The sequence below is a fragment of the Micromonospora sp. NPDC000316 genome (assembly GCF_042898885.1).
In the GTDB taxonomy this organism is placed as follows: Bacteria; Actinomycetota; Actinomycetes; order Mycobacteriales; family Micromonosporaceae; genus Micromonospora.
The window spans coordinates 91,025-106,618 of sequence record NZ_JBIAZG010000013.1; the positions used below are offsets into that span (position 1 = coordinate 91,025).

Genomic DNA, 15,594 nt, shown 5'->3' on the forward strand with positions numbered 1-15,594 from the left:
CGGACAGGAAGGTGTGAACGTGAATAGTGCTGCTATTCATCTTTTTTGTCACCAGATGGCGTGCAACTCACCCGCCGACGTGGATACCGGGCCGGCGCGACGGATCCGGCTCGGTACGGCGCAGGATCTCCCGTACGACGGGTGGGGTGTCGCCCCGGCCGAGGATCAGATAGCGCAGCAGGTGCGCGATCGGGCTCCCCTCCGACCATTCGAAGTGCGCGTGCGGCCGCACCCCCGTGGCGTCCCGCAACGCCAGCAGGATCGCGGCGATCGCGTTGGGCGCGGCCGGGCTGCTGGCCCGCAGCAGCCGGAAGCCGCCCACCTCGACCCCGTGCACCCGCAGCACCTGACTGAACCCCGACGGGTCCACCACGTCGATCTCCAGGAACAGCACGTCGGCGGCCCCGGGCACCGGGTTCATCCCCCGCTGCCCACGCTCCTTGATCGTGTATTCCTTCAGCGAGCCGGACTGCCGCTTGTTGGCGATAAGGTGCAGTTGCCCGTCGTGGGCCAACGACTCGCTGATGAACCGGCGGGCCGGCTCGTCGAACTCGATCCGCTCGGCCCGCAGTTCGGTGGTCCGGGTGATCCGGGAGATCAACGACACCGCGATGATGCCGAGGATGAACAGCGCCGAGATGGTGATCCCGTCGGGCTGCTCGAAGACGTTCTCGACAAGCGCGTACAGCAACACCAGGCTCAGGACGCTGAAGCCGACGGCGGCAGGCCGTTGGTGGCGGCGGGCCGCCGAGATGGTCACGGCCACCGCGCCGGAGACCATCATCGCCAGGATGCCTGTCGCGTACGCGCCGGCCTGGGCGTTGACGTCGGCCCGGAAGGCGATCGTGATGGCGACGCTCACCACCGTGTAGACGATCACCACGGGGCGCACCGCCCGAGCCCACTCCGGGGCCATCCCATACGAGGGCAGGTACCGCGGCACGATGTTGATCAACCCGGCCATCGCCGAGGCGCCCGCGAACCACAGGATGAACACGCTGCTCAGGTCGTAGACAGTGCCGAACACCTCACCCAGGTAGGTGTGCGCCAGGAAGGCCAACGCCCTGCCGTTCGCGCCGCCGCCCGGGCGGAACTCCTCGGCCGGGATGAGCGCGGTGGTCACGAACGTCGTCGAGATCAGGTAGACCGACATGATCAGCGCGGCGGTGGTGAGCAGGCGGCGGGTGTTGCGGATCCGGGCCGCCAACCGTGCCTCCCGGTCGGGCCCGTCGGCAGCCACCAGGGGCATCATGCTGACCCCGGTCTCGAACCCGGAAAGGCCCAACACCAGCAGCGGGAAGGCAAGCACTGCGGTGACGAAGACCCCGCCCGGGCCCCCGCCGCTCTCGGTAAGCGCCGCCGTCCAGTTCGACACGATGCCCGGGTCGGCGACGATCCGCGACACCGCGACCACCACGATCACCGCGTTGAGCAGCAGGAAGACCGCCACCAGCGGGATCGCGACCACCACCGCCTCGCGGAACCCGAGCAGGAACACCCCGCCGAGCACGAGCAGCAGCACGACAGTGACCACCACCGGGACCGCGGGGCTGTGCATGGCGTCCGGCAGGTACGGGTTCTCCAGCAGGTGCACTGTGGCGTCGGCCGACGACAGGGTAATCGTGATGATCCACGAGGTGGCCACGAACCCGAGCAGCACCAGCACGAAGATCTTGCCCCGCCAGAACGGCAACAGTCGCTCAAGCATCGCCACCGAGCCCTGCCCGTGCGGGCTCTCCTGGGCCACCCGGCGATACATCGGCAGCATGCCGAACAGGGTCAGCGCGACGATCAGCAGGGTCGCCAGCGGGGAGAGCGCGCCGGCGGCCACCGCCGCGATGCCCGGCAGGTACGACAGTGTGGAGAAGTAGTCCACCCCGGTCAGGCACATCACCTGCCACCAGGCGTGCCTGCGGTTCTGCCCCTCGGCCGTCTCCGGGCCGGGCGGCTGCACCTGGTGCTCGAAGAGCCACCGGCGCAGCGGGCTCGTCGGCGGCGCCGACCGGGCCGGGCTCGGGACCCGCTCGGGCACCGCCACGCCCCGGCGACCGCCCCGGTGCGGTCGGGCCGGGTCGCGGGCGGCGCGCAGCGCCGGGTCCGGGCCGGTCGGTGTGTGGCGTCGGCCGCTCCAGCGTCGCGGTTTCGCCCGGTGCTCGTCAGCCATCGCCCGTCCCACCCTCGCAGGTTCTGATCCGACGGTAGGTGGTAGCCCACGGTCCGACCGGCGGAACCGGGCATGACCTGCTCAGAGTCGGTCCGGTGCGTCGACCGGCCGGGGGTCGACCACTGTCACCGTGGCCGCCGGACGCCCACGCGCCCGGACGCCCGCCAGCGCCGGGCGGGAGCGGATCGGGATGCCGGTCATCGCGTACCCGGCTGTGCGGTGGGTCGCCGCACCGGGCCACCCGGCCGCAGCGGGCCGGGTCGGGCGGGCCGTGGTCGGGCGGCGGGCCGGCGCCGGGCCAGGACGGTCATGGCGCGGGCGTACCCCGTACGGGCCCCGCGACACCCTGTAATTCCCGGCGGGGCCGGCCCCCTCCCCCGCCGGCCGGCACCCCCCGGGCCGGCCGACGGCGGCGGACGGTCGACACCCCCCGGGCCGACCGGCCACCTCCCCCCGCGCCGCGGAACACGCGGGGCGGATGGAGGGCCTGACGCGCCCCCGCGCTCCGCCGCCCCCCACCGGGCGGAACGCGGGGCCCCCCGTCCCGGCTACTGCAGGAACGCCCCCAACGGCGAGAGCAGCAGCCGGCCGAGCGCGGCGGCGTTGTTGTCCAACCGCCTGCGCTCACTCTCGCGGGCGTCCGGATCGTGCCGGCACCGCCAGATCCTCTGTGCGTTGCGCCAGGCGACATCGCGGGTGTACTCGACCAGTTCCCCCTGGTACCAGTCGTCGATCTCACCGTTGAGCATGTCGATCAGCAGCTGCCAACGCTCCAGGTAGCCGCGGCGCAGGCCGGGGATCTTGTCCGCGAAGATGTTGTTGATCTCTAGGTAGTCGTGGTGCTGGTCGCTGCCGTCGACCGGCTCCGACTCCAGGTGGTCGAACGTCGTCACCAGCGCGAACGGCAGGTCGAAGTTGATGTGCGCGTTCACGCCCGCCGCAGCCGACGGCAACGGCCGGGCGTCCGGCCCGCGCATCCGCTCGAAGAGGCACGACCACGCCTTCGGCGTGCCGGGGCTGGAGTCGGTCCACAACCGCATCGCGTCGAAGTACCGGGCGGCGAACTCGACGTCCAACCGCGAGAGGAACGCCGGGTCGACGAAGCGATCGTCGTACAGGCCGTCGAGCACACTGCTGGTGATCGTCAGATAGAGCTTGTTGAAGTCGGCAAGCGGGCAGCTCTCCTCCAACGGCGGCAGTCGCACCAGCAGGTCCTGGAGCTTCGTGAGGTGATCGACCACCGCAGGCACGTCCGCGGGGTGATCGGCGAGCAGGTCGACGATGTCCCGGTGGACAGGCCCCCAGACCGGTTCGGTCATCTCTCCTCCATGGCGTGCGCGGCACCGTGCCGCCGTCGACGGGGCACAGCCTCTCAGCCGTCACCCGTACGCGGGATCAGTAGAACGACGTATCCGGCGCGCACACGCGCCGCCGACGGACCGGTCGGTCAGCCGCGCCCGTTGCGGAGCTGGATCGCGCTGGCCTGGACCCGGGTGCGGACCTGGAGCTTGTCGAAGATGTGCGACACGTGCACGCCGATCGTCCGCTCGCTGATGAACAGCCGCTGCCCGATCTCCTTGTTGGTCAACCCCTCGGCGACCAGGGCGAGCACCTCCCGCTCGCGCGCGGTGAGAGCGGCCAGGTCGTCGTCGACCGGCTCGGCGGTCACGCCGCCCCGGGTGGCGGCGTTGTCGGGTTCCTGCAACGGCACCCGGGCCCGTCCGGCCAACTCCCGGATCTCCGAGGTCAACGGCACCGCGCCCAACCCCTGCGCCATCTCGTACGCCTCACGGAGCAACCGGCCGGCGAACGCCACACGACTGCGTCGGGCCAGCAGGGCCTCGGCCTGGCGCAGTCGCGAGTACGCCGCCGGGTAGGGGTGGTTGCGGCGGTCCCACTCGGCTGCCGAGGTGGCCCACAGCTCCGGGTCGCTGCCGTCGAGGCGGCTCACCTCGGCGGCGCACAGGGCCAGGAAGCCGTCCACCACCGACCGCACCGGCGGGGCCGCGGAGAGGCTCTTGCGAGCGACGCGATCGGCCACGTCGCGCAGCCGACGTACCGCAGTGGCGTCCACCTCGACGGTCCGGCTCGCGTGCGCCTCCGCCTCGGCGCGCAGGCCGTGCCAGACGAGCGCGGACAGGATCGTCACGTCGTCCGAGCGGCTCTCGATCAGGCCGCGCTGCACCGCCTGCCGCGCCACGTCGTGCTTCCCCTCCCACATGGCCAGTCCGGCGCGCAGGGTGAGCAGCGGGATGACGTGCCGGGCACCGCCACCGGCGAGCACTGTCGCGACCGCGTCGAGATCCCGGTCGGCGGCCTCGATGTCGCCGTAGCCCACCGAGAGCCGGCAGCGGGCCAGCAGCAGCTCGACGGCGTCCGCCCCGGACGGTCGGTGGCGCAGCGCGGCGGCGACCACCTTCTCCGCCTCGGCCCACTGGCCCACCCGGAACAGCCCGTTTGTGGCGATGGCCAGCAGCCGGGTCTCCCAGGTGCGGCCCAGACCCAGCTCGGCCACCCGCTCGGCGCCCCGCCGGGCCACCACCACGCCCTCTTCGAGGATGTTCAGCGGCCCGGTCAACAGCTCCGCCAGGTGCAGGTACGCGCAGGCCACGTCCTCCGGCTGGCCGGCACGTTCGGCGGTCTCGAGGGCCTGGCGCATGACGGCAAGCCCGGCCTCCGGGTCCTCCAGGCAGGCGTCGCTGAAGCCGAGCGCCGAGCTTGCCAACACCACCTCGGTGGCGGAACCCTCCACATCGGCGGCAAGTGCCAGCGCCTCCCGGGCGCGCTGCCCGGCATCGGCGTACCGGCCCAGGTGCAGCAGCAGCTCGGCGAGGCGCGCGGCGGCGGTGGCCCGCTCGCGGGGCGAGCAGTCCGCTGCCTCCAGTGCCCGCTCGTACTCCTCCTCGGCAAGTGCCGAACGCCCCGCCGCGGCCAGGTAACGGGCCCGGCGGATGTGCAGCGTGCAGGTCGGCTCCCCGCCCTGCACCTCGGCCAGCTCCTCCAGCAGGGCCAGCGCGCGGGCGTGCTCGCCGCAGTGGTGGGCCGATTCGGCCGCGTTGCCGAGTAGTTCGACCCGGTCGGCCGCCACCGACCCCGAGTCGCCGGCCAACTGCAACGCCGCCGACCAGTGCCGGTGCGCCTCGGCGTAACCGTGCAGCCGCTCGGCCTCCTGGGCCGCCGCCACCGCCGCCGGCAACGCCCGGGCCGGCTCGCCGGCCAGCCGCCAGTGATGCGCCAACCGGGCCTGGTGCAGCTCGCCCGGCACCGCCGTCAGCGCCTCGGCGTAGCGACGGTGCAGCCCGGAGCGTTCGGCCGGCAGCAGCTCGTGTGCCAGCACCTCGGCGACGAGGCGGTGTCGCAGCCGGTAGCCGTCGTCGGCGCCGACCAGCAGCCGGTGGGCGACGGCGGCGCGGGCCGCGTCGATCAGCTCCTCCTCCGGCAGCCGCAACACCTCGGCCAGCAGCCAGTGCTGCACCGGCTCGACGCCGGCGGCCACCGCGTGCACCACCGCGTGCGCGTGCTGCGGCAGCGCGTCGACCCGGTCGAGGAAGATCTCCCGCAGCGTCTCGGACAGCCCGTCCCGCCCGTCGCGCAGATCGCGCGCCAACTCCTCGACGACGAACGGGTTGCCGCCGCTGCGCTGCCACACCTGCTCGGCCGCCTCGGCGGCCAGCGCACGGCCGACCACCGCCGCGGCGAGCACCTCGGTGTCGGCGCGATCCAGCGGCGCCAGGTCGAGCACCCGCACCGTCCTCAGCCGGCGCAGCTCGGTGAGCACCCGGCGCAGCGGATGCGCGCCCTGCAACGACTCGGCGCGCACCGCGGCCAGCACGGAGAGCTGGAGGTCACCGAGACCGGCCAGCAGATAGAGCAGGAGTTGCCGGGTGCTGCGGTCGACCCACTGGAGGTCGTCCAGGATCAGCACAAGCGGTCGACCCTCGGCGATCAGGTGCAGCCCGCGGGACACCCGCTCCAGCAGGGCGCCCGCGCCGTCCGGGCTGCCGGTCTCGTCGGCGAACGTCTGCAACAGGCCCCGCACGGCCGCCGAGGTACGCGCCTGCGAGGGGGCCAGGTCGTTGTCGAAACGCCGCAGTGCCTGCAACAACGGGTGCAGCGGAGAGGCGTCGCCGATGTCCAGGCAACTGCCGGTGAGCACCAGTGCGCCCTGGTCACGCAGGCCGGCACCGATCTCACCGAGGAGGCGAGTCTTGCCCACACCGCTCTCGCCGGTGAGGAAGACGGCGGCCGTCTGCCCCTGTGCCACGTCACCGAGCAGGGCGGACCGAACCGTCTGCACCAGCTCGGCCCGGCCCACGAGCGGTGCGGTGTCCACATCGCTGGCCATGGCACGCAGCCTAATCACACCGCCCCGGACCGTTCTACGGCTATCTGCCGCTTGTGGTACTCCTCGCGTCGACATTGCGACTAAAGGTTGCGTGTGGCCGACATACGTCGTTCGGCAGATCCCCTGTCAGCCCACAGATGCCAATCTCCGGAGGTCGTAAGCCGTCAGCGGGAAAGGGCCGGTGCGCTACCCATGATCACCATTGTCGCCGACAGTCCGCGTACCGACCGCCCACACTGGCCGGTCCCGGCGGAGAGACGCACCGTCACCGTGCTGTTCGTCGACATCGTCGGCTCCACCGCACTTGTCGACCGGCTCGACCCGGAGGACGTCCGCGCCCTGCAACGCGCGTACTTCGACACCGTCGCCGGCGTGCTGCACCGCTGGCAGGGCGTTGTCGAGAAGTACGTGGGCGACGCGGTGATGGCGCTGTTCGGGGCGCGGCACTCCGACGGCTTCGACGCGTACCGGGCGGTGCGCGCGGGGCTGGAGATCCAGGCCGCCCTGGACCGTCGGTCGATGGTCGACGACATCAGGCTGCGGGTCCGCGTGGGCGTCGCCACCGGCGAGGTGGTCGTCGACCTGGGCGACGCGGTGAGCGGCGGCCACGGCGTGGCAAGCGGCGCGGTGATCACCACCGCGGCCCGCCTCCAGGAGTACGCCCCACCCGGCGCCGTCGCGCTCTGCGCCACCACCGCCCGGGCCACCGCCGGCCTGATCGCCCAACGCCAACTGGCGTCGGTGCCGGTCAGCGGCCGGGTCCCGCCGATGCCGGTCTGGCACGCCGTCGGCCCGGTACGCGCCAGCGCCGACCGGCACGACGGCCCACTGATCGGCCGCCGCCGCGAGCTGGCCACCATCTCCGAGCAACTGACCCGGGCGCTTGTCGAGCGCGCTCCCCGCTGGCTGTCCCTGGTCGGCCCCGCCGGCAGTGGTCGCAGTCGCCTGCTGCACGAGCTGACCCGGGCACTGCCCACGGTGGACGGCACGCCGGTGCGCTGGTGCGTGGTGGGCTGCCCGCCGTACCCCGATCAGGCCCTCGCGCCGGTCGCGGAGCTGCTCCGCGGCGTCGCCGGGATCCGTGCTGGTGATGGCCCGGCCACGATCCGCAAGCGCCTGGCCGACACGCTGACGCCGCTGTTCGCGCCGGACCGGGTCGCCACGGCGGTGCCGGCGTTGCAGCGCCTGTTGGCCGCCCCGGACGGCACGGCCGACGCGCTTACCGGCGCGGCGATCTGCCGGGACATTCTGCTGCGCCTGGCCGCCGACGGCCCGTTGGTGGTCGCCGTGGACGACGTGGACCGGGCCGCGCCCGCGGCGAGCCGGTTCCTGCACACGCTGTTCAGCACGGCGGCGGCGCGCGGACTGCCGCTGGCCGTCATCACCGTGCACCAGCCGCAGTGGGCCGACACCCGACCCGGCCCCGCCCGCCGGGTCACGATCCGGCCGCTGGCCACCGTGCAGTCCGGTCGGCTGTTGCGTCAACTGCTGACCCGTGCCGGCCAGCCGGTCGCCCTTGTGGATCGGCTGTTGCCGTTGGTGGGCGGGCGTCCCGGGCACGCGGTCGCGTACGTGGCAGCGGTCACGGTGGGCGCGGGCCCGGCGGCTCCCGAGCTGCCCGAGGCGGTCCGCCGGGCCGCCGGCGCGGAGCTGGACCGGTTCGGCGGTGAGCACCGGGCGGTGCTGATGGCGGCCAGCACCATCGGCGGCGGGATCTCCGCGGTGGCAGTCGACCGGGCCCTCGGCTGGACGCCCGGGCGGTCGACCGCGGCGCTGCGCGACCTGGTCGTCGCCGGGCTGCTGCTCCCCCGCCGTGCCGGCGGCTACGTGTTCGCCGCGCCCGCTCTGCGCCAGGTCGCCGCTGAGCGGCTGCCCCGCGCGCTGCGGGCCGTCTTCGCCCGGCGGGCCGCCGACATCCCGCGCCTGGACACGGTCCACCCGCTCGCCGTCACGCGCGACGATAGCGCTGGTGCCGTTCGTGCCGTCGCCCCGCAGGTGGAGGACGCGCACGAGCGCATCCCCACCCCGACGGCGCTCACCCGGGCGTTCACGCAGACTTTCGGGATCAGCGGGCCGCCGTTCTCCCGCCGCCTACGCGCCGTCGCGGCGGCCGATGCCGTGCCGGCGACCCACTCGTCCTGGCCGCCCGCCAACGCGGCTGTCCGCCGGTCCCCGGACCGACGCCCCACGCCGACCCGCACGCCGCCCGCCGTCCTGGCCTCAGCCGGACGCGGCCCGCTCTCCGGCGTCGGCGCTCCGCCCGGCACCGCACGCACGGTGCCCCGTCCGCCGCTGATCCGCCGATCTGGCGAACTGGCCGCCGCCTGAGGATCGTGGATGGCCGGGCACGGCACAGAAACTCCGTGCCCCACATTCTCGACGCGGTGGCACGCGGCCGTGGCCGGTCGCCCTACGGCACGGACGCCGAGGCCAGCAGCGCCGCGGTGGGCAGCACGAGCAGCCCGTCAGTGTCGCGGTAGGCGGCTGTCCGCTCGTCGTAGGCGGCCCGAATGCGGGAGATCATCTCTGGCGGCTGGGCCTCCATCACCAGACCCGGCGTGCTGATGCCGTTGGCGGGGCCGCTCCACCACGCCTCCGGGTCCGTGCGATGCGCCCAGCTGATCGTCACGCACCGCACGTCGGCGAGCCCGGCGGCGTCGAGCAGACCCACCAACCCATCCGGGGTACGCGGGAAGTCCTTGTCCGTGTCCACCCTGGGTGGGGCCGTCGGGCGCTCGACCCCGGCGGCGTCGAAGACCTCGCCCCAGAGAGCCTGCGCCGGGGGCTGAGGGTTGGGCCAGATCGTCACCGCGATCCGACCATCCGGGCGGACGACCCGCCGGAGTTCGTTGATCGCGGCCAGTGGGTCGCCCACGTGGTTGAGCACGAAGTTCGCCACTGCCGCGTCGAACGTCCCGCTGGGGAACGGGAGGTGGGGCAGAGCCGCGAGGCGGACCTCGTCGGCGGACGGCACCCGCCTGCGCGCCCACTCCACCATGCTCGGCTCGGCGTCGACCGCGACGACGGTGGCGCCCCGAGCACACGCCAGCCCGGCTACCGTCCCGGAGCCGGTGCCGACATCGAGCACCCGCGTGCCCGCACCGACGTCCGCGGCGTCCAACAACGAGGGTGCGGGATGGCCGCAGAGCGCGGCGAAGCTGGCGTCGAACGCCGCCGCCCGGCCGGCCCAACGGGACCGCTCATGGTCGTCGAAGGCCGTCGTCATCGCCACACCGTTCCGGAAAGGGATCTTGGTGGGTCAAACGTATCGGACCGTGGGTGCCTTCGATGACCCCTCCGCAGGTCGGCAACGCCACGGTCAGCGGGCGGCCAGGAAGGCAAGCACCCGCGGCCACGCCTCCGCGGCAGCCTCCGGGTCGTGCTCGGGCAGGTCCGGGTCGGTGAACAGGTGCTCCACGCCGGGATAGCGGAAGACCGTCAGGTCGGCGCCGGCGTCGGTCATCGCCTGCCGCCACTCGTCGACCTCCTCCGGCGCGTCGTACGGGTCCGGATCGGCGAGGTGCAGTTGCACAGGCAGCCCGGCGCGGACCGCGTCCGGAGCGCCACCGGTGCCGTGCAGCAGGAGCAGCCCGGCGGCGTCGGGGCGTTCGGCGAGCAGCGCCCCTGCCACACCGGCACCCATCGAGAAGCCCGCGAGCACGGTCTCCGGTGGCAGGTCGCGCAGTGCCGCGCGGGCCCGGTCGAGCACCACCTCGTGGCCGACCTTGTCGAGCAGCGCGAAGCCCTCCTCGACGGTGTCGGTGGCGGGCACGCCGTACAGGTCGGGGGTGGTGACCCGGTGCCCGGCGGCGCGCATCCGGTCGGCGGCGGCGCGCACGGCGGGCCGCAGCCCGTACACCGAGTGGAACAGCACGACGTGTCGCATCGCCTCATCCTGCCGCAGGCAGGCGTTTGTCCGGTGTGGCCACGCGGGACGTCCGTCACTCCGACCATCGTGTTGCCATCAATCTGCAATTGCAAGATATGTGCAGCAAGGTCTGGACAGGTGCCGCGAGATGTAACTAGCCTGCTCGTCATGACTCCTTACGAGATCGATTCCTGGGCGTGGCAGGAGAGCTGGGACCGCCAGCAGGAGGCGTACATGCCGGATCGGGAACACCGGTTCACCGCGATGCTCGACGCCGTTGACGCGGTCCTCGACGGCCGGCCGCCACGCCTGCTCGACCTGGCCGGCGGCACCGGCACCATCTCCCTGCGCGCGTTGGCCCGCTTCCCCGGCGCGAAGGCGACCCTGCTGGACCAGGACCCGGCGCTGCTCGCCATCGCCGGCGCCTCGCTTGCCGATCGGGCCACCATCGTCACCGCCGACCTCGGCACCCCTGAATGGCGCTCCGCGCTCCCCCACCAGGAGTACGACTGCGTGCTCACCGCCACCGCCCTGCACTGGCTGCCGGGTGAGCGGCTCGGCACGCTGTACGGCGAGATCCGCGACGTGCTGCGGCCGGGCGGGATCTTCGTCAACGCCGACAACATGCCCGACGACACCCTGCCCGAACTGACCAAGCGGCTGGCCGACCGGGCACGTGACCGCCGCAACGCGCGGTACGCCGCCGGCGCCGTCCTGTCCTGGTCGGACTGGTGGGCGCGGGCCGCCGCCGATCCTGCGCTGTCCCCGCTTGTCGCCGCGCGACACGCCATCTACCCGAGTGGGCACAGCCCCGAGTGGACCCCTCCGCTGTCCTGGCACCTGACCGCGCTCACGGCAGCGGGGTTCACCGAGGTCGGAACGGTGTGGCGCGGCGGCTCGGACGCCGCCGTAGCGGCAGTACGCTGACCAGTCGTGCCTGAGCCGTTCGAACCGCGTACCGACCCCGACGTCGACCTCCGCGTCCCCGCCGACCGGCGGGAGGTGACCGCGCGGCCCGCGGCGGTCCTCGCCACGATCGCGGCCGGAGGGGTGCTCGGCGCGCTGGCTCGTGCCGGTCTGCAACACGCCGTCCCGCACCCGCCGACCGGTTTCCCGTGGGCGACTTTCGGCGTCAACCTGTCCGGCTGCCTGCTGATCGGTGCGCTGATGGCGGTGCTCGGGCACCTCGGCGGCGGGCACCCCCTGGCCCGCCCGTTTCTCGGGGTCGGGGTACTGGGCGGTTACACCACCTTCTCCACCTACGCGGTGGACGTCCAACAGGCGCTGGTCGCGGGCGCTGCGGGAACAGCGCTGGCCTACCTGGCCGCCACGGTGTTCGGGGCACTCGTGGCGGTCGGCGTGGGCGACGCCGTCACCGGCGCCCTGCTGCGGCGCGGGGCGACCCGATGACCGTGCTGCTCATCGCTCTGGGCGCGGCCGTCGGGGCGCCGCTGCGCTACCTCACCGACCGGGCCGTGCAGTCCCGGCACGACTCGGCGTTCCCCTGGGGGACGCTTACCGTCAACGTGGTCGGCTCGCTGCTGCTCGGCGTACTCGTCGGACTGCCGGCCGGCCCGGCGGTCACCGCGTTGCTCGGCACCGGGTTCTGCGGCGCGCTTACCACCTACTCCACCTTCAGCTACGAGACGCTGCGCCTGGCGCAGACCGGCAAACGGCTCCTCGCGCTTGCCAACGTGTCGGTAAGCGTCGCCGCAGGGCTGGCCGCGGCGACCGCCGGCTATGCCGTGGCCCGCGCCCTGACCGGCTGACCGCCCCACCCACGCCCGAGACCGTCGCGGCCCAACGTACACCGAGGGTATATACGCGGGGTATACCTTCGGTGTACGGTCCTTGCATGAGCGTGCCACTGACCCTTCTCGGCCTCCTCGAACGGGAGCCCAGCCACGGCTACGACCTGAAGCGCGACTACGACGCCTTCTTCGGCCGAGGCAAGCCGCTGCCCTTCGGCCAGGTCTACTCCACCCTCAGCCGGTTGGCCCGGGACGGGAAGGTGGTGATCAGCGACGTCGCACCCGGCTCCGGCCCCGACCGCAAGCGCTACATCATCACCGACCGGGGTGCGACCGAGGTCGAGCAGTGGCTGACCCAGCCGGTCGATCCGGAGCCGCACCTCCAGACAGTGCTCTTCGCGAAGGTCGTGCTCGCGCTGATGCTGGACCGCCCGGCCGACGAGTACCTCGACACCCAGCGCAGCGCGCACCTGCGGCGGATGCGCGAGCTCACCAAGATCAAGCGCGATGGCGGCCTTGTCGACGCGCTGCTCGCCGACCACGGCCTGTACCACCTGGAGGCCGACCTCCGGTGGATCGAGATGACCGGCGCCCGACTGGACGCCCTGCGGAAAGAGGTGCGGCCATGAGTGTCGTGATCGAAGCACGCGACGTGGAGTTCTCCTTCGGCCGGACCCCCGCCCTGCGCGGCGCCAGCGTCGCGGTGGAGGCGGGCGAGATCCTCGCCGTCATGGGCCCCAGCGGCTCGGGCAAGTCCACCCTGCTGCACTGCCTGGCCGGCATCCTCGTGCCCGATTCCGGCGAGATCCTCTTCGACGGCGCCCGGGTCGACACTCTGGCCGAGACCGCACGCAGCAGTCTGCGCCGCGACCGCTTCGGCTTCGTGTTCCAGTTCGGCCAGCTCGTCCCCGAGCTCACCGTGGCGGAGAACGTCGCCCTGCCCCTGCTGCTCAGCGGGGTACGCCGGACGGAGGCGCTGCGCAGGGCGTACACCTGGTTCGAGCGCCTCGGCCTGGACGGCATGGAGCAGCGCCGGTCGGGTGAGCTGTCCGGCGGGCAGGCGCAGCGGGTCGCCCTCGCCCGGGGCCTGGTCGCCGAGCCGCACGTGCTCTTCGCCGACGAACCGACCGGCGCGCTCGACTCGCTCACCGGCGAACAGGTCATGGACCTGCTGGTCGGCGCCGCCCGCGAGCAGGGCACCACTGTCATCCTGGTGACCCACGAGCCCAGGATCGCCGCGTACGCCGACCGCGAGGTAATGGTCCGCGACGGGCGCGTGAACGCGCCGGACCGGATCGCCTCGTGATCGGCTTCGGACTCCGCTTCGCCGTGGCCGGGGGCCGGGAGGCGCTCACCCGCCTGGCCGTCATCGCCGCCGCCGTCGCGGTCGGCAGCGGGCTGCTGCTGGCCACCCTCGCCGGGGTCAACGCCGTCAACTCCCAGCTCACCCGCTACGCGTCGACGTATCCGAGCGCGTCGGCCGGTGGCGACGCCGACCCGCTGTGGTGGTCGACCCGTGACGACTTCTTCCACGGCAAGCAGATCACCCGGGTCGACGTCGCCCCCACCGGGACGAGCGCGCCCACCCCGGCCGGCATCCCCACCACCCCCGGCCCCGGGGAGTTCTACGCCTCGCCCGCATTGCGGGAACTGCTCGCCACGCACCCGGCCGACCAACTGGGCGACCGCTACCCGGGGCGTGACCTCGGCAGCATCGGCCCGGCCGGGTTGGCCTCACCGGGCACACTGCTCGTCGTCGTAGGTGGCACCCCCGACGAGGTCGCCGAGCTGCCCCTGGCCCGGCAGGTCACAAGCGTCGCCGACGCGCCCGCGCTGCCCGAGGCCACTGTGAACCTCATTTTGGGCGTGGTCGCCGGTGGGCTCCTGTTCCCGGTGCTGATCTTCATCGGCACCGCCACGCGACTCAGCGCAGCCCGCCGGGAGCAGCGCTTCGCCGCGATGCGCCTGGTCGGCGCGACACCGAAGCAGATCGCGATCGTCGCCGCGATGGAGGCGGCCACCGCGGCCGTCACCGGCACCGCCATCGGCGTCCTGCTGTTCTTCGCATTCCGGGGATCGCTCGCGGACATCCCGTTCACAGGTATGCCGTTCTTCCCCAGTGACATGTCGCTGGGCGTCCTGGACGTCCTGCTCGTCGCGCTCGGCGTCCCCGCCGGCGCGGCGGTGGCGGCGGCCGTCTCGCTGCGCCGCGTACGGATCTCGCCGCTGGGCGTCACCCGCCGGGTCACTCCGCGCCCACCTCGGGCGTACCGGCTGATCCCGCTCCTGCTCGGCGTCGGCGTGCTGGTGTTCGCGCTGGGCTACCGGCCACCGACCTCCGACGGTCAGGCGGCGGTGTTCCTGCCCGGTCTGCTGCTCATCATGGCCGGGCTGGTCCTGGCCGGCCCCTGGCTGACGATGCTCGGCGCACGCCTCATGGCCCGGCACGCCAGCCGCCCGGCGACCCTCATCGCCGCGCGACGCCTCGCCGACAATCCGAAGGCCGGCTTCCGGGCCATCAGCGGCATCATGCTCGCGCTCTTCGTCACGACAGTGGCCGTCGGCGTGATCACCACAATCGTCGACAACCGCGGGCCGGCGCCGATCGGCTCGACAGCGGCCGGCACGGTGTCCATGGACTTCGGCGAGAAGGCGCCGATCATGCCCGACACGCTGCTCACCGACATGCGCTCGATCGCCGGCGTGCGGCACGTGTCAGCGGTCCTCGAAAACCCGGACATGCGTACCGCCAGCGAACCCGGGCTGATCGCATGCGCCGACCTCCCGAGCGCGTACGGGCGGTGCCCCGACGGCGCGGACGTCGCCGAGGTGGCCACGGGCCTCGTCCCCTTCCGGGAAGCGGCGTCGTCCGCAAGGGTCTGGCAGGCCGCGCCGGTCCCGCTCGGTGAGCTGCAACGGCTGCCGGTGATGTCGATAGTCGTCAACACCGACGGGTCCTCCGCCGCCGTCGAGCGTTCCCGTACGGTCCTGGAGACCGCCCTACCGGCCTTCCGGGTGGCGCCGAGCGTGCCGGGTGACTTCGAGTCGGAGTTCGCCGACACGCTGCGCGGCTGGGGACAACTGGCAAACGTCACAATCATCGCCAGCCTGGCGCTTGCCGGGTGCAGCCTCGCGGTAAGCGTGATCGGCGGCCTCACCGAGCGCCGACGCCCGTTCAGCCTGCTACGCCTCAGCGGCGCGCCGGTGCGGGTCCTGCGCCGGGTGGTCGCCCTGGAGAGCGCGGTACCGATGCTCGCCGTCGCCGGGGTCGCCGTCGGAATGGGTCTGCTCGCCGCGCACCTGTTCCTCCAGGCGCAGATGGGCTACACACTCGTCGCGCCGGGGCCGGGCTTCTACGTGATCGTCGTCATCGGGCTGGCAGCCTGTCTCGGCATCATCGCCTCCACCCTGCCGCTGCTGGAACGCCTCACCGGCCCGCAGACCGCCCGCAGCGAATGAACGTCGG

Annotated in this window: 12 protein-coding genes; 7 read left to right on the top strand and 5 right to left on the bottom strand. The window is 73.0% G+C overall.

Annotated features, from left to right (window positions below):
• Nucleotides 1–67 precede the first annotated feature (67 nt).
• The 3 genes from ACFY2Q_RS22750 to ACFY2Q_RS22760 form a co-directional block, all read right to left on the bottom strand.
• Nucleotides 68–2,164 (bottom strand): amino acid transporter, encoded by a 2,097-nt coding sequence (locus ACFY2Q_RS22750; RefSeq protein WP_387133359.1) that lies wholly within the window; start codon nt 2,162–2,164, stop codon nt 68–70.
• A gap of 548 nt (nt 2,165–2,712) precedes the next feature.
• On the bottom strand, nt 2,713–3,483 hold the full coding sequence (locus ACFY2Q_RS22755; RefSeq protein WP_387133361.1) for a DUF5995 family protein: 771 nt from the start codon (nt 3,481–3,483) through the stop codon (nt 2,713–2,715).
• 128 nt (nt 3,484–3,611) lie between these two features.
• Entirely contained in the window at nt 3,612–6,509 is a 2,898-nt protein-coding gene (locus tag ACFY2Q_RS22760; RefSeq protein WP_387133363.1) for an AAA family ATPase, read from the bottom strand.
• Nucleotides 6,510–6,701: 192 nt separating this feature from the next.
• On the opposite strand from ACFY2Q_RS22760, the gene ACFY2Q_RS22765 reads away from it, so the two are divergent.
• Nucleotides 6,702–8,837, top strand: a complete 2,136-nt coding sequence (locus tag ACFY2Q_RS22765; RefSeq protein ID WP_387133365.1) for an AAA family ATPase — start codon at nt 6,702–6,704, stop codon at nt 8,835–8,837.
• Nucleotides 8,838–8,919: 82 nt separating this feature from the next.
• Here ACFY2Q_RS22765 and ACFY2Q_RS22770 read toward each other — a convergent pair whose 3' ends face one another.
• Both ACFY2Q_RS22770 and ACFY2Q_RS22775 read right to left on the bottom strand, forming a co-directional pair.
• Entirely contained in the window at nt 8,920–9,735 is an 816-nt protein-coding gene (locus ACFY2Q_RS22770) for a class I SAM-dependent methyltransferase (protein WP_387133366.1), read from the bottom strand.
• A 93-nt stretch (nt 9,736–9,828) separates the two neighbouring features.
• A complete protein-coding gene (locus ACFY2Q_RS22775) occupies nt 9,829–10,395 on the bottom strand; it encodes a dienelactone hydrolase family protein (protein WP_387133367.1) in 567 nt (188 codons plus the stop codon).
• Nucleotides 10,396–10,545: 150 nt separating this feature from the next.
• Here ACFY2Q_RS22775 and ACFY2Q_RS22780 point away from each other — a divergent pair, with 150 nt between their 5' ends.
• The 6 genes from ACFY2Q_RS22780 to ACFY2Q_RS22805 all read left to right on the top strand — a co-directional run bounded on the left by ACFY2Q_RS22780 (nt 10,546) and on the right by ACFY2Q_RS22805 (nt 15,587).
• Nucleotides 10,546–11,304 (top strand): class I SAM-dependent methyltransferase, encoded by a 759-nt coding sequence (locus ACFY2Q_RS22780; protein WP_387133369.1) that lies wholly within the window; start codon nt 10,546–10,548, stop codon nt 11,302–11,304.
• Between the two features lie 6 nt (nt 11,305–11,310).
• Nucleotides 11,311–11,787 (top strand): fluoride efflux transporter FluC, encoded by a 477-nt coding sequence (locus ACFY2Q_RS22785; RefSeq protein ID WP_387133370.1) that lies wholly within the window; start codon nt 11,311–11,313, stop codon nt 11,785–11,787.
• Nucleotides 11,784–12,146, top strand: a complete 363-nt coding sequence (crcB, locus tag ACFY2Q_RS22790; protein WP_387133371.1) for a fluoride efflux transporter CrcB — start codon at nt 11,784–11,786, stop codon at nt 12,144–12,146. Before ACFY2Q_RS22785 ends, crcB begins: the two co-directional genes overlap by 4 nt.
• 86 nt (nt 12,147–12,232) lie before the next feature.
• Nucleotides 12,233–12,757 (top strand): PadR family transcriptional regulator, encoded by a 525-nt coding sequence (locus ACFY2Q_RS22795; protein ID WP_387133373.1) that lies wholly within the window; start codon nt 12,233–12,235, stop codon nt 12,755–12,757.
• Nucleotides 12,754–13,434, top strand: coding sequence for an ABC transporter ATP-binding protein (locus ACFY2Q_RS22800; RefSeq protein ID WP_387133375.1), 681 nt, complete (start codon nt 12,754–12,756; stop codon nt 13,432–13,434). Before ACFY2Q_RS22795 ends, ACFY2Q_RS22800 begins: the two co-directional genes overlap by 4 nt.
• The gene (locus tag ACFY2Q_RS22805) at nt 13,431–15,587 is read left to right on the top strand and encodes an FtsX-like permease family protein (RefSeq protein WP_387133377.1); all 2,157 of its coding nucleotides are present in this window, start codon (nt 13,431–13,433) and stop codon (nt 15,585–15,587) included. The genes ACFY2Q_RS22800 and ACFY2Q_RS22805 overlap by 4 nt, the downstream gene beginning before the upstream one ends.
• Nucleotides 15,588–15,594 lie beyond the last annotated feature (7 nt).

Bases quoted from the DNA above. Each gene is read 5' to 3' on its own strand.
- ACFY2Q_RS22750 (WP_387133359.1), bottom strand. From the start codon at position 2,164: ATGGCTGACGAGCACCGGGCGAAACCGCGACGCTGGAGCGGCCGACGC.
- ACFY2Q_RS22755 (WP_387133361.1), bottom strand. From the start codon at position 3,483: ATGACCGAACCGGTCTGGGGGCCTGTCCACCGGGACATCGTCGACCTG.
- ACFY2Q_RS22760 (WP_387133363.1), bottom strand. From the start codon at position 6,509: ATGGCCAGCGATGTGGACACCGCACCGCTCGTGGGCCGGGCCGAGCTG.
- ACFY2Q_RS22765 (WP_387133365.1), top strand. From the start codon at position 6,702: ATGATCACCATTGTCGCCGACAGTCCGCGTACCGACCGCCCACACTGG.
- ACFY2Q_RS22770 (WP_387133366.1), bottom strand. From the start codon at position 9,735: ATGACGACGGCCTTCGACGACCATGAGCGGTCCCGTTGGGCCGGCCGG.
- ACFY2Q_RS22775 (WP_387133367.1), bottom strand. From the start codon at position 10,395: ATGCGACACGTCGTGCTGTTCCACTCGGTGTACGGGCTGCGGCCCGCC.
- ACFY2Q_RS22780 (WP_387133369.1), top strand. From the start codon at position 10,546: ATGACTCCTTACGAGATCGATTCCTGGGCGTGGCAGGAGAGCTGGGAC.
- crcB (WP_387133371.1), top strand. From the start codon at position 11,784: ATGACCGTGCTGCTCATCGCTCTGGGCGCGGCCGTCGGGGCGCCGCTG.
- ACFY2Q_RS22795 (WP_387133373.1), top strand. From the start codon at position 12,233: ATGAGCGTGCCACTGACCCTTCTCGGCCTCCTCGAACGGGAGCCCAGC.
- ACFY2Q_RS22800 (WP_387133375.1), top strand. From the start codon at position 12,754: ATGAGTGTCGTGATCGAAGCACGCGACGTGGAGTTCTCCTTCGGCCGG.